This window comes from Candidatus Pelagibacter sp., from assembly GCF_052048095.1.
Classification (GTDB): domain Bacteria; phylum Pseudomonadota; class Alphaproteobacteria; order Pelagibacterales; family Pelagibacteraceae; genus Pelagibacter.
This window is the reverse complement of the sequence record NZ_JBNAKG010000001.1, coordinates 359342-378422: the sequence shown is the minus strand read 5'-3', so window position 1 is coordinate 378422 and position 19081 is coordinate 359342. Positions and strand designations below refer to the sequence as shown.

General features: G+C 28.8%; 21 protein-coding genes. 9 read left to right on the top strand and 12 right to left on the bottom strand.

Annotated elements, in window-relative coordinates; all coding sequences use genetic code 11:
• Window position 1: 1 nt before the first annotated feature.
• Complete coding sequence (tldD, locus tag ACTT9P_RS01985) at window positions 2–1414, bottom strand: metalloprotease TldD (RefSeq protein WP_440909020.1); 1413 nt, start codon at window positions 1412–1414, stop codon at window positions 2–4.
• 87 nt (window positions 1415–1501) lie between these two features.
• On the opposite strand from tldD, the gene ACTT9P_RS01980 reads away from it, so the two are divergent.
• Window positions 1502–1849 carry a DCC1-like thiol-disulfide oxidoreductase family protein gene (locus tag ACTT9P_RS01980; protein WP_440909019.1) on the top strand — a complete coding sequence of 116 codons (348 nt, stop codon included), beginning with the start codon at window positions 1502–1504 and terminating at the stop codon, window positions 1847–1849.
• On the opposite strand, the gene ACTT9P_RS01975 is transcribed toward ACTT9P_RS01980, so the two are convergent.
• From ACTT9P_RS01975 to ACTT9P_RS01955, 5 genes are read right to left on the bottom strand one after another with little or no spacing between them, the layout of a single operon-like run.
• On the bottom strand, window positions 1846–2139 hold the full coding sequence (locus ACTT9P_RS01975) for a hypothetical protein (protein ID WP_440909018.1): 294 nt from the start codon (window positions 2137–2139) through the stop codon (window positions 1846–1848). The genes ACTT9P_RS01980 and ACTT9P_RS01975 overlap by 4 nt on opposite strands.
• A gap of 5 nt (window positions 2140–2144) precedes the next feature.
• Window positions 2145–3323: a hypothetical protein gene (locus tag ACTT9P_RS01970; RefSeq protein ID WP_440909017.1), complete on the bottom strand. Its 1179-nt coding sequence runs from the start codon at window positions 3321–3323 to the stop codon at window positions 2145–2147.
• A gap of 26 nt (window positions 3324–3349) precedes the next feature.
• Window positions 3350–4540, bottom strand: a complete 1191-nt coding sequence (locus ACTT9P_RS01965) for a class I SAM-dependent methyltransferase (RefSeq protein ID WP_440909016.1) — start codon at window positions 4538–4540, stop codon at window positions 3350–3352.
• A gap of 1 nt (window position 4541) precedes the next feature.
• Entirely contained in the window at window positions 4542–5426 is an 885-nt protein-coding gene (locus tag ACTT9P_RS01960) for a dihydrodipicolinate synthase family protein (RefSeq protein ID WP_440909015.1), read from the bottom strand.
• Window positions 5427–5479: 53 nt separating this feature from the next.
• On the bottom strand, window positions 5480–5983 hold the full coding sequence (locus ACTT9P_RS01955) for a DnaJ domain-containing protein (protein ID WP_440909014.1): 504 nt from the start codon (window positions 5981–5983) through the stop codon (window positions 5480–5482).
• Between the two features lie 15 nt (window positions 5984–5998).
• Between ACTT9P_RS01955 and ACTT9P_RS01950 the strand changes: the two genes are divergently transcribed.
• Window positions 5999–8074: a S9 family peptidase gene (locus tag ACTT9P_RS01950; RefSeq protein WP_440909013.1), complete on the top strand. Its 2076-nt coding sequence runs from the start codon at window positions 5999–6001 to the stop codon at window positions 8072–8074.
• Window positions 8075–8173: 99 nt separating this feature from the next.
• The gene (locus ACTT9P_RS01945; protein ID WP_440909012.1) at window positions 8174–8620 is read left to right on the top strand and encodes an Hsp20 family protein; all 447 of its coding nucleotides are present in this window, start codon (window positions 8174–8176) and stop codon (window positions 8618–8620) included.
• Between the two features lie 38 nt (window positions 8621–8658).
• On the opposite strand, the gene ACTT9P_RS01940 is transcribed toward ACTT9P_RS01945, so the two are convergent.
• Window positions 8659–8964, bottom strand: coding sequence for a hypothetical protein (locus ACTT9P_RS01940; protein WP_440909011.1), 306 nt, complete (start codon window positions 8962–8964; stop codon window positions 8659–8661).
• A 126-nt stretch (window positions 8965–9090) separates the two neighbouring features.
• Here ACTT9P_RS01940 and ACTT9P_RS01935 point away from each other — a divergent pair, with 126 nt between their 5' ends.
• Window positions 9091–10401 (top strand): NCS2 family permease, encoded by a 1311-nt coding sequence (locus ACTT9P_RS01935; protein ID WP_440909010.1) that lies wholly within the window; start codon window positions 9091–9093, stop codon window positions 10399–10401.
• Window positions 10402–10425: 24 nt separating this feature from the next.
• On the opposite strand, the gene ACTT9P_RS01930 is transcribed toward ACTT9P_RS01935, so the two are convergent.
• Complete coding sequence (locus ACTT9P_RS01930; protein WP_440909009.1) at window positions 10426–10968, bottom strand: phosphoribosyltransferase; 543 nt, start codon at window positions 10966–10968, stop codon at window positions 10426–10428.
• 27 nt (window positions 10969–10995) lie between these two features.
• Between ACTT9P_RS01930 and ACTT9P_RS01925 the strand changes: the two genes are divergently transcribed.
• The gene (locus ACTT9P_RS01925) at window positions 10996–11283 is read left to right on the top strand and encodes a DUF1330 domain-containing protein (protein WP_440909008.1); all 288 of its coding nucleotides are present in this window, start codon (window positions 10996–10998) and stop codon (window positions 11281–11283) included.
• Here ACTT9P_RS01925 and ACTT9P_RS01920 read toward each other — a convergent pair.
• Together ACTT9P_RS01920 and ACTT9P_RS01915 are read right to left on the bottom strand one after the other, a co-directional pair.
• Complete coding sequence (locus tag ACTT9P_RS01920) at window positions 11280–11915, bottom strand: DNA-3-methyladenine glycosylase family protein (protein ID WP_440909007.1); 636 nt, start codon at window positions 11913–11915, stop codon at window positions 11280–11282. The genes ACTT9P_RS01925 and ACTT9P_RS01920 overlap by 4 nt on opposite strands.
• Window positions 11908–12792, bottom strand: a complete 885-nt coding sequence (locus ACTT9P_RS01915) for a DMT family transporter (protein ID WP_440909006.1) — start codon at window positions 12790–12792, stop codon at window positions 11908–11910. Before ACTT9P_RS01915 ends, ACTT9P_RS01920 begins: the two co-directional genes overlap by 8 nt.
• A 35-nt stretch (window positions 12793–12827) precedes the next feature.
• Here ACTT9P_RS01915 and msrA point away from each other — a divergent pair, with 35 nt between their 5' ends.
• From msrA to ACTT9P_RS01895, 4 genes are read left to right on the top strand one after another with little or no spacing between them, the layout of a single operon-like run.
• Window positions 12828–13271: a peptide-methionine (S)-S-oxide reductase MsrA gene (gene msrA / locus ACTT9P_RS01910; RefSeq protein ID WP_440909005.1), complete on the top strand. Its 444-nt coding sequence runs from the start codon at window positions 12828–12830 to the stop codon at window positions 13269–13271.
• On the top strand, window positions 13271–14086 hold the full coding sequence (locus ACTT9P_RS01905; RefSeq protein WP_440909004.1) for a sulfurtransferase: 816 nt from the start codon (window positions 13271–13273) through the stop codon (window positions 14084–14086). The genes msrA and ACTT9P_RS01905 overlap by 1 nt, the downstream gene beginning before the upstream one ends.
• Window positions 14086–14955 carry an efflux RND transporter periplasmic adaptor subunit gene (locus ACTT9P_RS01900; RefSeq protein WP_440909003.1) on the top strand — a complete coding sequence of 290 codons (870 nt, stop codon included), beginning with the start codon at window positions 14086–14088 and terminating at the stop codon, window positions 14953–14955. Before ACTT9P_RS01905 ends, ACTT9P_RS01900 begins: the two co-directional genes overlap by 1 nt.
• A complete protein-coding gene (locus tag ACTT9P_RS01895; protein ID WP_440909002.1) occupies window positions 14956–18084 on the top strand; it encodes an efflux RND transporter permease subunit in 3129 nt (1042 codons plus the stop codon).
• On the opposite strand, the gene ACTT9P_RS01890 is transcribed toward ACTT9P_RS01895, so the two are convergent.
• Entirely contained in the window at window positions 18074–18673 is a 600-nt protein-coding gene (locus tag ACTT9P_RS01890; RefSeq protein WP_440909001.1) for a transglycosylase SLT domain-containing protein, read from the bottom strand. The genes ACTT9P_RS01895 and ACTT9P_RS01890 overlap by 11 nt on opposite strands.
• Window positions 18657–19052 carry a hypothetical protein gene (locus ACTT9P_RS01885; RefSeq protein WP_440909000.1) on the bottom strand — a complete coding sequence of 132 codons (396 nt, stop codon included), beginning with the start codon at window positions 19050–19052 and terminating at the stop codon, window positions 18657–18659. Before ACTT9P_RS01885 ends, ACTT9P_RS01890 begins: the two co-directional genes overlap by 17 nt.
• Between the last annotated feature and the right edge of the window lie 29 nt (window positions 19053–19081).

Sequence of the window (19081 nt, the reverse complement as noted above, 5' to 3'; positions counted from 1 at the left end):
TTTACAGCTTAGTTCCACCTACTGTCATCTGATCAATCAAAATTGATGGTTGTGCTACACCGACAGGAACACCTTGACCTGCTTTTCCACATGTTCCTATTCCTGGATCTAACATCATATCATCTCCAACCATTGAAACTTTTCTTAATATTGATGGACCATCTCCTATTAAAGTAGCTCCTTTAATTGGTGAACCAATCTTTCCATCAACAATTTCATATGCTTCTGTACAATTAAAAACAAATTTGCCTGAGGTAATATCAACTTGACCTCCTCCAAAACTAACTGCAAAAATTCCCTTTTTAACAGAGGCTATCATCTCTTCTTGAGTATTTTTTCCACTTAACATCATTGTATTTCTCATACGAGGAAGAACAACGTGCTTATAACTTTCTCTTCTTCCACTTCCTGTAGATTTTGTTTTCATCAACCTCGCGTTTAATCTATCTTGCATATAATTTTTGAGAATTCCGTTTTCAATCAAAACTGTTTTTTCGGTTGGAGTTCCCTCATCATCAATTGTTAAACTTCCTCTTCGATTATCGATCGTTCCATCATCTACAATAGTAACCCCTTCACTAGCAACTTTTTCACCCATCAAGTTATGAAAGGCTGATGTTTTCTTTCTATTAAAATCTCCTTCTAAACCGTGACCAATTGCTTCATGAATTAAAATTGCAGGCCATCCTGGTCCCAATACAACTGGCATTTCACCAGCGGGCGCAGGTTTGCTCTCTAAATTTACTGAAGCTATTCTTAAAGCTTCATCACAAACATTCTTCCAATTATCATCTTTCAAATAGGCATCATAAGATTGTCTTCCACCAATTCCATAAACTCCCGACTCTTTTCTCCCATCTTTTTCAAGCATTACAGATACATTAAACCTAACCAGAGGTCTTACGTCATTTAAGGTTTCGCCTCCTGATCTTATTATTTCTATTGATTTTTGTTCTCCACTAAAATTAGCAGTAACTTGTTTGGTATTTGAATTTTTTGACCTGATATAATTATTAACATCATTAAGTAATTTAATTTTAGAGTTTAAATCTTTGTCTTCTATAGGATTTATTTCTTCATAAAATTTTTTGTTAGTTTTTGGGATTGAGTGATTATAAGTGCCTCTAATTGATTTAAGAGTTGATTTAAGATTGGCTGAAGATTGTTTTAACGAGTCCTTTGAAATTTCGTTAGAATGCGAATAAGCAATTACCTCACCTGAAATTGCTCTAAATCCAAAACCAAGATCTGTTGCATAACTAGAACTTTTAATCTTATTATCATCTAACATGATCGATTCTGTTTTAGAGTCTTCTAAATATAATTCTCCATCATCACAAGAATTTAAAGTCTCAGAAACAATTTCATCCACATCATTTTTAGAAATATCTGTATTATTAAAGAATTTAGACATGGGGGTTATTTAATCAGTTAAGATGATATTTCAACTAATAGATTCATCTCACTTGTAAGTAAAAATTTAGCTATTACCTGTAAATCAATGAAAGTATTTTTTAACAATTCCTGCAGAATTTGTAAGGCTGAAATTGATCTTTATAAAAAAGAAAATTGTAAAGAAATAGATTGGGTAGATATTACAAATAATGAAAATGCGTGTAAGGAAACATCAAAATCAAATAAAGATTTATTAAGAAGGCTACATGTTAAGGATGGAGAAAAAATTATAGGTGGCGCTGAAGCTTTTTTAATTTTATGGAGTAAAATTCCAAAATATAGATTTTTATATAAATTTTTTAAACTACCAATAATTTTTCAAATATTTAGTTTTGGATATGAATGTGTTGCTTACTTGCTTTACTTAAAAAATAAAAATCAGCTTAAAAATTAATCAAAAAAGAAAATTAATATTTCACTTAAAAACCACATAGAAATGAAAAACATTATAAAAAATATAATATACATATAAGTTACAACTTCATTTCTCTTTCGTCTTAACCGTACAAACTTTTTATCATCAAGATCGGATATGTCTCTTTCACCCAAAACATGATAATCATAGCTCCATCTCCATAACGAGTCACCCAACCTATCATCTAATTTATTAAAGTAATCGATCCAAGCTAAAATATATTTAAGAATTATAAATAAAATTACTAAGGTAATAAAACTAGAAAACATTTATTTTAATTTTCAGGCTTTGATCTCATTCTTCCAATTAACTGAGTTAATGAATCTACCATCATGTCTGAAGCTTTAAATATTTCATTGCTTTTATATTCATGAGAATTATTTTTCTCTGGATTTGTTTTATCTTCTATTACAATACCTTCATCTGGAGAATTATTTTTTATATAAATAAGCAATAGCCATTCATCATCGCTCGACTCATCCCATCGAATGAATATTTCTCCAGTTTCAAATCTTCTGTCAATACATCTTAAAATAGACATGTGTCTAGTGATGTGTCTCTTATTCAATTGGAAAACTAAGCTTGTGGCGCTTCTATAAAAACTTTCAAGTGCAATCTCGACTTTTTGTCTTGCTAATGTAAATTCTTTTTCTTTTTGAAGTAGTGTTTCTCTATCCTCATCTCCAACTAATTTTACACCTAGTGCCTCTACTCTTTCTCTAATTTTTTGATCACGGATTATTCGATATTTTTCCTTGAGCTTGTCAATTCTTTGCTGAAGTTCCGCGTAATCTTCCCTTTCTTCTTTTAATGAAATTCTCTCTAATTTCTCAAGCTCTTTGACTTCTCTAATTCTAAATTTTTCTATTTGTTTATCTAATTTAATTTTTTGAAGAAATTGTTTTTGTTTTTCAGCTTGCTCTAGTCTGATTAGAGCTTGTTCTTTTCGTAAAAAAGCTTTTATTTCTCTTGTTCTTTCTTTCTCCAATCTAATTTCTTCTTTGATTGCTTGTTTCTTGAATTTAATTTCTAGTTGAGCCTGCTCTTTTTTCTCTCTCTCTTCCTTTTTTTTTTCATCTTCAATTCTTTTGATCTTTTCAAGTTGTATGCGTCTTTTTTCCTCTGCTTTAAAATTTTTATAATCTTCAATAGTTGAATCTATTTTATCAAAAAATGATTGAATATATTTTTCAATATTAAATAAAAAACTAAAACTAATATTTGGTTTTAAAGAAAGTTGAAGTTTGACAAGTTTTTTTACAATACTTGTTTTTGATTTAATTTTGGTTTGTTTTTTTTTTGTTTTTTTTGACTTCTTTTTTTTTGTCTTTTTACCAACAGATCTTCTATTGTTTTTCTTTTTGTTTTTAACAAATATTTTAGAATTTTTCTTTTTTTTGGACTTCTTCTTTTTACTTTGCTTTTTATTTTTCTTTTTTTTTGATTTTTTCATAGAGAAGTCAAATATCTAACAACAATTTAACTGTAAATATAGTCTCTTGTAGCAGGAGTTGAAGTATAATTTTTAGTTAATTGAAATTGATAAACAACTTGATCGCCCCATTTAAATGCCATTTCACAACCTGCAAGATAAAATTCCCACATTCTATAAAATCTTTCATCAAACATTTTGATGATTTTTTCTTTATTTTTTAAACAATTTAATTTCCAATTTTTTAATGTGTATGAATAATGCAATTTTAATACCTCTATGTCAGAAACAACTAGCCCAGCTTTTTCAACTGGTTTAGTTACCTCACTTAAACTTGGCGTATATCCGCCTGGAAAAATATATTTTGTTATCCAAGGATGCGGGTCTCTTGGGGGCATAACGGAGCCAATTGTATGTATCAGTGAAATTCCATCATCTTTAAGTAATTTTTCTACTTGTTTGAAAAATGTTTTATAAAACTTCCTTCCAACATGCTCAAACATACCAACACTTACAATCCGATCAAATTTTTCATTTAATTCTCTATAATCAATTAATTTAAATTTTAATTGGTTATCTATTTTCAATTCCTTGGCTTTATTATTTGCGTAGTGAAATTGATTTTCAGACAAAGTAATTCCAGTAACTTCACATTCAGAATTTTTAGCAATATCAATAGCTAAGCCACCCCATCCACAACCTATATCAAGCACTTTTTGATTTTTTTTTATATTAAGTTTTTTTATAATATGTTTAATTTTATTATTTTGCGCTTCTTCTAAACTGTCGCTTTCATTTTTAAAATATGCACAAGAATATTGTCTTTTTGGATCTAAAAATAAATCATAGAGGTCATCCTTAATATTATAATGATGAGAAACGTTCATTCTTGATTTTTTTATAAAATTAAAATTAGTTAAATAACGATATGAACCTCTGAATTTATTAATTATGTAACTAAAATAATTAATTTCATTTCTCCCAATATTTGAAAGTGCTATATCTAGGAATTCAGATATATTTGAATTTTCTATAACAAGTGTTCCATTTGTATAAGCTTCTCCAAAATATAGATCAGGATTAAATAACAATTTATAATGAAGTTTTTTATCTAATAATTTTACAACAATAGGATTTTTTTTAATTGGTGTACCTATGATGTATTTCTTTTGATCGGCATCTACTAATATAAAACCATTTTTTTTGAAAACTTTGTTTAAAAATCTTGCAAGTATCATTTTAAGCAACGGATTTAAATTTTAGTTCAAAATTTAGCTCCTTTAAGTTTTTTATTAGATTTTCTTTATCTCCCTCTTTTAATAAAGATAAAGGAGGCAATACATTCTCAAGCATATTGTCGAATTGGCTTAAATAAGAGTGCAACCCAGTTATTGTATTGTATTTATCAAATTCTTTTCTAATAGCACAAAGCTGATCATTAACTGTTTGTTGATTTTTATTAAAATAGTCATCAAAAACTTTTCTTGATAATTCTGCTGTCACATTTGAATTTGCAGTAATAATTCCTGCATATCCAATTTTTAAACCTTCCAATAAATTCAACTCAGTACCTGAAAAATATGAAAAATCTTTTATTTTTAATTTGCCAAACAAATTTCCAGTCGTATCTTTTATTCCAACAATTTGATCTGGAAATTTTTTAACTAAATCTAAAACAAAATTTTCACTAAATTTGAAACCACACAATTTTTCAAAGTTATATAAAATTATTTTAGATGCCGGTACAGCTTCAATAATTTTTTTATAAAAATTCTCTACCCCATAATCATCATATGAATAAAAGGCTGGTGGCATTATAAGAAACTTATCAAAATTTAAAGATTGTGCAGTTTTCATAAAATTTATAATTTCAACTAATGAATTTAAACCTGTTCCAATCACAAATTTTTCATGATGTTTACTTTTTGATAATTGATTTAATAAATTAATTTTTTCACCTACTGATATATATTGAGCTTGACCTGTGCTGCCAAACATAACAACACCGTGACAACCGTCATCTATAATTTTTTCTGAATGCTTGATTGTCTTATCAATATTAAGACTCAAGTCGTCATTAAAAACTGAAATTGTAGCTGCGTATATACCTTTTAAATTTTTCATAATTAAAATTTAATCAAATCTTTTGCAGATAGTAAAGTTCATTAAATCTAAAACTACTCTATATTTCTTAGAACTATTTCTTTTGCTTCATTTACAATTGAAGATAACCTTGCTGTTTCTGGTGAAATATCAGGATGAATTTTTTTTTGTATTTTTTGATATGCTTTATTTACTTCTTCTTTTGAAACTTTTTTATTCATATCTAAATTTAAAATTTTATATGCTTCCTCTACTGACATAGCGGAATTATTTGGAGTTACCGATTGATTAAAATTGTATCTACCTGAATTTCTTAAAGTTTGAATTAATCTGTATAACGACAGCAATTGAAATAATGAAAGCCCTTTCAATTTCATTAAACCTAGACTAACTAAAGTTAATGGGAGAGATAATAAATACTTTCCTCCAATAGCAAATAGTATTGCTAATAAAATTGATCCTATAATTATTAACAATCTTAAACTTTTAGATATTTTTTTGGGAGAAATACTACTGAAGAACTTAAGGATAAAATAAAATAAAGTCAAAATTACCAATGTATAAATAATGATATTCATGTATCTCGTCCTTAGATGAAAATACCATATCTTAAAAAAAAACCAGAATTAAAATCATGTCATAATGTTACATGGGAAGACAATTATAGCTGGATACATCAAGATGATATTCTAGAAGTTTTAAAAGATAAAAATAAATTAAATCCAGAGGTAAAAGAGTATTTAGATAATGAAAATGATTACGCCAATCATCATCTTGAAGATACAAAAAAAATTCAAAAAGATCTTTTCAATGAAATAAAAGGCAGAATAAAACTGGACGATGAGTCATTACCTTACAAAGATCATACCTACCAGTATTGGACTAAAACAACAACTGAAGGAAACTACTCCATCAAATTAAGAAAAAAAATTGATACAAACTCAATTGAAGAAATTTGGAATGGAGATAAAGAAAAAGAAAAACTTGGAGTTGAGTATTTTGGAGTTGGTGATCTTGAGGTAAGTTTTAACGATAAGTATTTAGGATATTCACTAGATGTTAAGGGCTCTGAATATTACACAATAAGTATAAGAGATATAGAAAAAAGCACATTAGTTTCATCTGAAATTCCTGATACATCTGGAAGTATAACTTTTAGCTTAGATGACAGATATATATTTTATTCTAAGCTTGATGAAAATCATAGAGCAAGGACAATTTACAGACATAAACTAGGAACATCTATCGAGAAAGATGAGCTTATATTTAAAGAAGAAAGTGATGCATTTACTGTAAGCATAGGTTTAAGTTCAGACGAAAAATATTTTTTTATTACAACTTCTGATCATAACACTTCTGAACAATATTATTTCGAGGCAAAAGAAAATAAACCAAATCCAAAGTTAATAAAAAAACGAAAAAAAGGTGTCTTGTATTCAGTTAATTCATGGAAAAATAAATTTTATAATCATACTAACGAAGATGCTGAAGATTTTAAAATTGAGATAGCTGACAGTTTAGAAAATCAGAATTGGAAGGATTTTGTGCCTGCTAAAGATGAAGTATTGATAGGAGGATGTACTTTTCTAAATAATTGGATTTTGAGATCTGAAACATCAGATGCTCTAGATAAAATATTTGCTAAAAATATAAACACTGGAGTCGAAGAAGAGATAAATTTTACTGACGAAAAAGTAATAGTTCCAAATATTTCTTTGATACAAAAAGATAAAAATACTGACACTGTGTATTTAAGTTACTCCTCACCAAAAACTCCTTCACAGGTATATAAGTATAACTTAGCAACTAAGGAAAAATCTTTGGTTAAAGAACAGGAAATTCCTTCTGGACACAATCCAGATGATTATATTGTTGAAAGAGTTGAATATAAGTCACACGATGGAAGACTGGTCCCTTTAACTATTACAAGACACAAAAAAACTAAGTTAGATGGTTCAGCCAATTTATTATTATATGGTTATGGATCCTATGGAAGCTCAATGAGTCCAATTTTTTCCTCAACAAGATTAAGTCTAATAAATAGAGATATAATTTGGGCTACCGCACATATTAGAGGTGGAATGGAAAAAGGAATGAAATGGTGGAAGGAAGGTAAGCTTACAAATAAAAAAAATACTTTTGAAGACTATATTTTTGCAGCAAAATTTTTAATTGAAAATAACTATACATCTAAAGGTAATATTATAGGTATGGGTGGCTCAGCAGGAGGATTATTAATGGGAGCTGTTGTTAATAGCGCACCTGAATTATTTTTAGGTATCATCATGGCAGTCCCATTCGTTGACTCTTTAACAACGAACTTAGATCATTCACTTCCTCTTACAATTGGAGAATTTGATGAATTTGGTAATGCAAAAGATATTAAAGAGCACTTTGATTATATTTATTCTTATGCTCCTTATAACAATATAAAAAAAATGGATTATCCCAATATTTTAATTACAACCAGTTTAAGTGATAACAGAGTTTTGTTCGATGAGCCCGCAAAGTTTACTGCTAAACTTAGAGATTACAAAACAGACAATAATTTACTTTTACTAAAGACCGAGATGAATGCAGGACATGGTGGAAAATCTGGCAGAGATGGAGCAATAGAAGAGATAGCAGTAGATTATGCATTTGCTTTAAAAATTGCGAAAAAAATTTAGACGTCATCTTGAAATTATAAAATTACTTACCACTTATCTCCAGTAGGTCGCCTAATGGGGCTTACATAAATAAACTTGCTTATTAAAAGGAGGATAACTATGACAAGTAAGGATCTATCTATATTTAACTCACTAAGACCGTTTTCAATTGGCTTCGACGATATGTTTGACCAATTTGAAACTATGTTAGGGAATGGAGGTTTGACAATGCAATCAAACTATCCACCATACAACATCAGAAGAACTGGCAAGGATAACTACGCAATTGAAGTTGCTCTAGCTGGTTTCAATAAAAATGATGTTGAGGTTGAGTTTGAAGATAATTTATTAACTGTAAGAACGAAACAAGTTAATAAAAACGAAGATAAAACTGTTGATGGAGAAATCATTCACAAAGGAATATCTCAAAGACAATTTGCAAGATCGTTTACTATTGCTGATGATGTCAAAGTAAATGGTGCTGAATTAAAAGATGGTCTTTTAACAATTTCTTGTGAAAGAATAATTCCAGAGCACAAAAAGAAAAAGCTTATTGAAATTAAGTAATCAACCTTACTTGCGGAGATATTGTCTCCGCAAGTTAATTAAAAACATCCTTTAGACACAAAGCCTATTACTATTTCCGCTTCGTTTATCTCGAATTTTCTTTCGCAAGGAATTCCGTATTTTTTGGTTTTAAAGATTAGAATTTTATTGCCACTTTCATCTAAGTAATCCTCATTAGGATTTCCAAGTTCAATTTTAAGAACTGACACAGGTTTGCCTATAAAAGTACTTAATTTTTCATTTTCTTTTTTAACAATCTGATCTGTTTTATCTTTTACAGTTTGACAGTTTGACAGCAAAAATAAAAATGTGACCAGAAGAGTTAAATTTTTTAAAATTTTCATAAAGATTAACTTTAGCACTCAATAAAATCTAAAATATAAACTTGTAAGTTGTAATATGTGAATAAATTACAGTTTTACAGAGTAATTCAAAAAAGAATCACTTAGATATTAAGTTTAGGAGGAAAAATGCTTGATAATTATTTTAATTATAAAAAACATAAAACAGATTTTAAAACAGAAGTAATAGCCGGAACAACGACCTTTTTAACAATGGCTTATATAATGTTTTTAAATCCATTTATCTTGTCAGGAGAGTTCGCCGGTCCAGAAAAAGGATTTTTTGATTTTGGTGCTGTCTACACGGCTACAATATTAGCAACTGCTCTTGCTTGTTTCATAATGGCTTTCTACGGAAAAACATGGCCGATAGGATTAGCGCCGGGCATGGGTATTAATGCTTTTGTAGCTTTTGGTGTTTGTGCTGGAATGGGGTACACTCCTCAAGAAGCTTTAGGAGCTGTATTAGTTGCTGGAGTTTTATTCTTAATAATTTCATTAACACCAATTAGAGCTTGGCTAATCAACTCAATACCAAGAAGTTTAAAATTAGGAATTGGAGCTGGTATTGGATTATTTTTAGCTATTATTGGTTTACAAATAATGGAAGTAGTTGTTGATGATCCTGTTACACTTGTAAAATTAGGAAACTTAGGTGATCCAATTGTTTTACTTGGATGTGCAACATTCATTGCAATTATTGTCTTAGAAAAAATGAATGTAAAAGGAAATATTATAATTGGAATTTTAGCTTTTAGTATAATAGCTTGGGCATCAGGTCTTGCTAAATTTAATGGAATAGTAAGTTCTCCTCCACCAATGACATATTTGTTTGAGTTTGACTTGTCTGCTGCAATGACTGCTGGAATGTCTACAGTAATATTTACTTTATTGTTCATTGACTTTTTTGATACTGCAGGAACTTTAACTTCAGTGGCTAATGTGGCTGGTAAAGTTGATAAAAATGGAAAAGTTCAAGATATAAATAAAGCAATGCTTTCAGATAGTGTTGGTACAGTTGCTGGTGCAATGATGGGAACAACGACAGTGACTAGTTATGTAGAGTCTGGCGCTGGTGTAAAAGCTGGTGGTAAAACAGGAATGACATCTCTTGTAATTGGTCTATTGTTTTTGGCATGTATATTTTTTGCTCCTTTAGCGACTAGTTTACCAAAACAAATTGATGGGGCTGCGTTATTATTTGTTTCGGTATTATTTGTAAGAAATATTACTGATATAGAGTGGGATGATATAGCCGAGTCTGCTCCTGCTATACTTGCAATGATATCGATGCCATTAACTTATAGTATTAGTAATGGTATAGCTTTAGCATTTGTATCATATGCTTTAATTAAATTGTTTACTGGTAAATTTTCAGAAACTTCACCTGCTATCTGGGTAATTGCAGGTCTTAGTGCAATAAGCTTTATTGTAGGCTAAATTTTTTCAGGGCTAGTATTTTTACTAGCCCTGATTATTCTTTTTAATTATATCTTCAATACTTAACTCCTCATAATGTTCAGTTGGTTGAACAATCCAAGGATCTGATTCTAATTTTACCGGACAAAAATCTGGTTCAAAAGTTGATGATTTTTTCTTCCATAAACAAGCTGTTTTTATTTCTTTTATATAGTTTTTTGTAGGTTCATAATTTTTAAGCCACTCAATACTTTTATTTAAAGTTAAACCAGTGTCAGATAAATCATCTATTAACAAAACTTTTTTGAAATCATCTTCTTTGGCTAACGAGCTTATTTCTCTTGCAAACATTAGTTCTCCTTGTTTATCTTCCATGCCGTCACCTGAGTAACTTTGTATAACAATGTAAGCTATTGGTAATTTTAATATTCGAGATAAAATATCTAAAATAGGTGCTGCACCTCTCATAATGCCTACTAGAACAGTAGGTTTAAATTTTTTATGTATTTCTATTGCAAGTTTTTCTACAATTTTATTGTAATCCTCAAAAGAAATAATTAATTTTTCAGCCATAAAATTTAATATCATAATAATCTATTTTTAAAAGGAGAATTAATGAAAGGCTACGTAGTTTGTGTTTATGAAAAAATAAATGATCAAGAAGTATTAAAAAAATATGCCGTGAAAGCTAAAGATGCAGTTGATAAATTTAAAGGTAAATTTTTAGTTAGAGGTGGAAATAATGTAACAACTGAAGGAAAAGAATTTATAAGAACAGTTGTAATAGAATTTGAATCATTTGAGATAACAAAAAATTTTTTTTACTCAGAAGAGTATCAAGCAGCGCATGCAATTCTTGGAGATAGCGTAATTAGAAACCATCAAATTATCGAAGGTGCTTAATATTGTATTGGTTCGGGATCAATACTTCTCCATAGGTACCAGGTAGCAACTGAACAAAAAGGAGTAAATCTTTTATTTAATAAATTTACAAACTTTTCTGGTGGAAGATATTTTTTATTATAATTTTTTGAAATAGCTCTCAACAAACCTATGTCTTGAATTGGCCAAATATTAGGTCTATTAAAAGTGAATAGCAATATCATTTCAGCTGACCATCTACCTATTTGTCTTAATTGTGATAAATACTCTATTGCTTCTTCATCATTCATTTTTGCAATTAATTTTGGATTAAAAGATTTATCAATCATTTGTTTGGATAAACTTTTTATACCCAATATCTTTTGTCTACTTAAACCACATTTTCGAAGTTGAGTATTTGTTAATTTAGATATTACTTTCGGATTTATTTTTCCTTTGCAAGTTTTTTTAAATTTTAAAAAAACTGAATTTGCTGCAGCAACACTAATCTGCTGACCAATAATACTTTTACAAAGTGAAAAAAATACATCTTTTCGAGATGTCAAAACTACCTCTGAAGGGGATTTATAAGATTTAATCAATTTTCCCATAACCCTATCTTTTTTTGAAAGATACCTTTTAGCTTCTGTCCAATACTTAGGTTTTTTAGTCATTTAAGGTTTTAGATGAAATAGTTTTTTTTTTGTAAATTTCTCTTCGAAAAATGATCAATGTAGAAATAATAACTAAAGCTGCACCAAATAAACTCTTTATTGTTGGTATTTCGTTCCAAATTAAATATCCAAAAATTATAGCAAAAACTAAGGCTAAATATTTTAAAGGTGTAACAAGAGATACTTCAGAATATTTGTATGACTGACTTAACCATAAGTTAGCAACCCCACCAAAAATTCCAATCATTGCTAAAATCATAAAATCATTTATCGAAGGCATAATCCAACCTAATGGCAAAGAAAATAAACTTAAAAGAGTAATAGAAATAGAAAAATATAATGAAATTAACCAGACAGGTTCAGTGGTTGATAATTTTCTAATTGTAATAGCAACATAAGATAATCCAATACAAAAAATTATAGGAAAAATATAAAAAATATTTAAAGAAGAAATGCCAGGCTCAGTTATAATTAATATACCTATAAATCCTACAATCACAGCAAGCCATCTATAAACCCCCACTTTTTCATTGAGTAAAAAAATAGAAAAAATTGTTGTAAATATTGGAGCCGCAAAAGAAATACTGACCACTGTGGCTAGAGGTAAACTTCTTAAAGCAATAAAAATTGCAACTAATGCAATCAAACCAGAAAATGATCTTAGAAAATGTAATCCTGCTCTTTTCGTATAATAAAAGTTATGCAATCTTTCTTTTGGAATGATTAAAAAATAAAATAACACACCAAAAAATCCTCTAAAGAATAAAACTTGACCTAAAGGATAATGCTCAGACCATTTCACAATTAAATCCATTATTGAAAATGCACAAATGGACATAAACATGTATAAAAATCCTAATTGATTTTTAGTGAGCATAATAATAACTTGTAATTCAATTTAAGGTTTAATCAATGGAAATAGCAGTTTTAGCACTTGGTTGTTTTTGGGGTCCTGAAAAAAAATTTAGTCTGATTGATGGGATAACTAAAACAGAAGTTGGATATTGTGGTGGAAATAATTCAACAACTAATTATAGAGAAGTTTGTAGTGGATCAACAGGTCATGCAGAAGTGGTAAAACTAGAATATGATCCAAATAAGATTGAATACAAAAATATATTAGAAATTTTTTTTGATATTCATGATCCCACAACTTTAAATTCACAAGGGCCTGACTTTGGCACACAATATAGAAGTGAAATATTTTACGACAATGACGAGCAAAAAAAAATTGCACAAGAAGTTTTAGAAAAAGTAAACAGTCAATTAAATGGAAAAGTCGTAACAAAAATTTCAAAAATTAATAATTATTGTAAAGCAGAAGAATATCATCAAAATTATTTAGATAAAAACTAATGCCTCTGGTTACAACAACCTACTTACAAGAAAATCAAAATAGATTAAAAATTATTGACTGCTCATGGCACATGCCAAATGTAAATAGAAATTCTGAAAACGAATATAAACTAAAACATATTCCTAATAGTATCTTTTTTGACTTAGATAAAAATTCAAGAACAGATATTGATTTGCCACATATGTTAGTAGATTCAAAAACATGGGAAAATATAATTTCAAATTTAGGAATTAATAATGATGATGAGATTGTTATTTATGATAATTCGGATGTGATAAGTTCATGCAGATGTTGGTACAACTTTATATATTATGGACACGATATTAATTTAGTTAATGTTTTAGATGGTGGATTAAAAAAATGGATATTAGAAAATAAAGAAATTACGTCAGAGGTAACTAAAATAACTAAAACTAATTATAAGGCTACATCTAGAACAGATTTAGTAAAAGATAAAAAACAAATTGATGATAACATAACAAAAAATAAATTCTCTGTGATTGATGCTAGAAGCAAAGATAGGTTTGAAGGAAAAGTAAGTGAACCTAGACCTGGATTAAGAAGTGGTTCAATTCCTAATTCTCAATGCATACCCTTTAACCAAGTATTAAATGAAGATAAAACCTTTAAGAACAAATCTGATTTGGAACAACTATTTAATTCTAATTTAAATGATTTAAAAAATGATAATGTAGTATTTTCTTGTGGTTCAGGTGTAACAGCTTGTGTTTTGGCTTTTGCATATTATCTAATAAGTGATAAATATGAGCCCAAAATATATGACGGCTCTTGGGCTGAATATGGAAAAATTTAATGAAAAGAAAAAATAAAATAATTTTAACAGTATTTACATTTTTTTTAATAATCGCAATCGTGATCATTGGCAGAACCATGATTGGTAATCATTTCAAAAAGAAATTCAGCAAAAGACCTCCCCCAGGAATTATTGTTACTGAGGTAACAAATAAACAATTTTATGAAAGCATTGATACATTTGGGACTGCTGTATCAAATAAGACTAAATCATTTAGAATTAAAAAAAACGAACTTCAGGGTGAATTAAAATTAAATAGTTTTATTAAAAAAGGAGAGACTATTGTTAAATTAAATGACAGAAATATAATTGCACCATTCGATGGTGTTTTGGGTTACACGGGTTTAACTGAAGACATTCTTGTTTCTGATAGTACAATTATTATTACTTTAGATGATAATTCTATAATTTATTCTGATATTAAAATTCCTGAAAATTATTCAGCCTTGATTAAAAAAGATTTACCGATTGAGGCAAAAGTATCTAGCTACAAAGATAAAGTTTTTAATGGAACTATAGATTTTGTTTCAAGTAGAATTAACGCTGATACTAGAAGCTTGTTATCAAGAGTAAGAATTGAAAATAATGAATTGAGTTTAATGTCTGGTTCACTTTTAGAGGTAAATGTTAAAGTGAATTCAAGAGATGGCATAAGTATCCCTGATACCAGCATAATAATGGAAGGTGAGAAATCTTATGTTTATAAAATTTCTAAAGAAAATGTTGCAGAAAAAACTGAAGTTAAAATTGGAGCTAGAAAAAGTGGAGATGTAGAAATTTTATCAGGGTTAAATGTTGGAGACATAGTTGCAGCAGAGGGCCTTAAAAAAATAAGACCAATGGGTAAAATTAAACCTATTAAAAACTAAATGTATATTACTGAATTAAGCATAAAGAGACCTACAGTATCATGGGTGATGTCCTTAATACTAATAATCTTTGGATTATTTGTGTTTTGGAAACTGCCCGTAAGAGAATTACCTGATGGTATTCAGCCACCTGTTGTTCAAATACAAGTAGATTATAAGTCAGCAGCCTCAGACATAGTTGATCAAGAAGTAACTCAAGTTATTGAGGACGTTATTGGTGGAGCAGAAGGAATTAAAAACATCGACTCCAAATCGGAAAATGGAAGAAGTACAATTAATGTAGAATTCGATACCAGTATTGATCTCGACAATGCAGCAAACGATATTAGGGAAAGAGTTGCGAGGGTAGTAGACAATCTACCATCAGAATCAGACCCACCTCAAATCCTTAAAAGAGCAGCAGGGTTTACTACCACAATGTGGCTTGCGTTATCATCCAAAACTTGGACTGATCTAGAACTTGGAGATTATGCTGAAAGATTTTTAGTTGATACTTTTTCAAGTGTTAAAAATGTGGGTAGAATTAGAGTTGGTGGTTTAAGAGAATTAAGTATTAGAGTATGGGTTGATCCAATTAAATTAGCTGCGAATGACCTTACAATTCAAGAGTTTGAAAATGCATTAAGAAAAGAAAATATTAGATTGCCAGCTGGAACATTAGAAGCTGCAAATATAGACTTAACATTAAATTTGGATAAATCCTATAATGACATAGATACAATTAAACAACTGCCAATCAAAAAAACACCAAATAAAATTGTTTTACTATCGGATATCGCAAATGTTGAATTTGGACCAGTTTCTGAAAAGACATTATTTAAAGCTCAAACTAAGGATCAGCTTAACCTAAAAACTGTAGGTATTGGTATTTATGCTAGAAGTGGTGCATCTACCGTTGAACTTTCTGATCAAATTAAAGAAAAAATTAAAGAGGTAAAAAAATCATTACCTAATGACCTAAATTTAGAAATAGCATTTAATAGAGCTAACTATGTGGAAGCTGCTATTGAAGAGGTATACAAAACACTAATAATAGCTTTCATTTTAGTAGTAATAATAATTTATTTATTTTTAGGTAATTTAAAAGCTGTGATTGTACCGGCAATTGCTTTACCAGTAAGTTTAGTTGCTTCATTCCTCGGTTTATATTTGTTTGGTCTTTCAATTAATATCTTTGTATTATTAAGTTTTATACTCGCCATAGGAATTATTACTGATGACTCAGTAATCATGACTGATGCGATCTATAGAAGAATAGAGAATGGAGAAACCCCACTAGTAGCTGCCTACAAAGGATCTAAACAAATTTCATTTGCAATTATAGCAACAACTTTAATATTAATAGCTGTCTTTTTACCATTAATATTTATAGATGGAATTTCAGGCTCTCTATTTAGAGAAACAGCTATCGCATTATCATTTTCAATAGTTATATCTTCATTTGTAGCTTTAACTTTATCACCAATGTTAGCTAGTAAATTTTTAAATAAGCGAACTGATAAAAATGTTTTTTTGAAAAAATTTGAGAAAATTTTTCAAGCATGTGCAAATTTTTACAGAGATACTCTTAATATCTTATTGAATAAAACAAGAATAGTTTCTCTATTTATAATTTTTATTGTTTTCGTATCTATAGGATTATTTTCATTTGCTAAAAAAGAGCTTTTGCCATTAGAAGATAGAGGCGCCTATTTAGTTATTGGATTTACTGATGAAGGCAGCTCTTTTGAATATACACAAGAAAAAGCACAAGAAGTTGAGAAAAGATTAATACCTCTTCTTCAAGCAGAGGATAGCCCCTATTCAAGATTTATTATGAGAGTTCCAGGTTTTGGTAGTTCAGCAAATTCTTACAATAGCTTTATTATAATTGCTTTATTAGATGATTGGAAAAATAGAGGTAAAAATTCACAAACTGTAATGAGGCAAGCTATTGGAAAAATAGTAACTGTTCCTCAAGCAGTGGCATTTCCAATTTCTCCTCAATCTATAAGAGTATCTAATTATAATAAACCAGTTCAAATGGTTATTTATGGATCAACTTACGACGAACTAGAAAATATTCAAAATCTGGTGATCAGAAAATTAAGATCTAATAAAAATCTCTCAAGAATTGAGTCTGATTACAATAGAAATAAACCTGAGGTAAAATTAATCATAAATAAAAATAAAGCAAAAGATCTTGGAATATCTACACAATCAATTGGAAAAACTCTTGAAACATTATATGGTGGAAAGAGAGTTACAACATTTAATAGATTAGGAAAAGAGTATCCAATAATAATTCAACAATATTTAGCAGACAGAAGAGATAAAGATGGTATATCAAAAATTTTTGTTAGATCAGAAACAAATGGTAAATTAATTTCACTTGCTAACTTAGTTAATTTTAAACAAGAAGGTGCTGCGAAAGAGCTAGCTCGATACAACAGGCAACGAGCAGTGACTATTTCCGCTAATATTAGTGAAAACTATACATTAACTGAAGCAATTAACTACTTTGAAAATGTTATGGCTGAAGTTGCGCCTCAAAACCAAATTACATGGAAAGGCAAATCAGAAGAGGTAAAAGAGACAAGTAATGAATTATTTTTAATATTCGCTTTAGCTTTATTGACTGCTTATCTAGTTATGGCAGCAACATTTAATTCGTTTGTTCATCCTTTTATTATTGTTTTAACTGTACCTTTGGCAATATTTGGTGGCTTAATATTTATATTATTTTTAAATAGCTCAATAAATATTTTTTCACAAATTGCTCTAATTATACTGATAGGTATCTCTACAAAAAACAGCATATTGATAGTTGATTACGCAAATCAAATAAGAACAACTGGTAAAAATATTGAGACAGCTGTTAAAGATGCTTGTAGTGTAAGATTTAGACCAATTATAATGACATCATTGAGTACTATGATTGCAATGATACCTTTAGTTATTGGAAATATAGGCCCTGGCGCAGGTGAAGGCTCTAGGTTAGCAGTAGGCTCAACAATACTTGGTGGTATGATTATTTCAACTTTCTTTACATTATATGTAACACCAACAATGTATTTAGCTTTAGCTAGAAATACTAAGAGAATAGATGCAGTTGATTTAGAATTAAAAAATCAGTTATCTAAAAAATAATATATTTATTTCTGTTTAACTTATTAGAACATTTAGCAAGTTGTTTTCGATAAATTTTTGATTGTTTTTCTACTTTTTTTGCAAGCCCAATTACTTTTTTATTTTTTTTGTAGTGTTTATAATTTCCCCAACCCTCATGATAAGCGAGATACTGTTTAAAAGCATCTTTTTTTGAAATTTTTAATATTTGAGAAGACTTAGTCGTATACCAACCAATAAAATCAACACTGTCTTTAAATAAAATTCTTGAAGCTAATTTATTACCAGTCTCCTCTTTGTATTGTTTCCAAGTACCTTTTACTGCTTGAGAATAGCCTAGCGAGCTTGATGGTCTTTTGTAAGGGATTACTTTAAATATTTTTTGTCTCTCAGGCCTTGCTAACCAATCAAAATCGGATTCCATTCTGATAATCGCTAATTGAATATAAATCGGTGTACCCCATTTTTTTTCAGTTTTTTTTGCAAATTTATACCAAAGATATCTCTCATCGAATATTGAACATCCATCTGCAGTATTTGATGGAATAGACGAACAAGCAGAAATGCTTAGCATGGATAATATTAAGATAATCTTATTTATTTTTTTCATAAAATTTAAAGATATTCCAAAAAATTATAACAATTAAAACGCCATACAAATTTCCAAATAGGTCTTCATACTGAAACGCTCTATTAGGAATTAAAACGTGCAATACTTCAAGTATTATTGAATAAAAAATCAAAAATCCAAACAAGTAATTTAATTTTTTTAATCTAAAATAAGTTAAAACTCCTAAGATAGATATGATTATAAATACATAAAAATGATTTGAAGAAATATTAAAAAAATCAGGCGTGAGTTGAGGTTGTTTTGTAAAATCATTATATAAAAAAAAACCAGCTAAGCTTCCTGGATATAAATAAAAAATAAGTAATATTAAGTTTGTTAATTTAAAAATAATTTTATAATTTGAAAAAAAATGAATCATCTATAGAAACTATTTTTTAGCAAAATTTA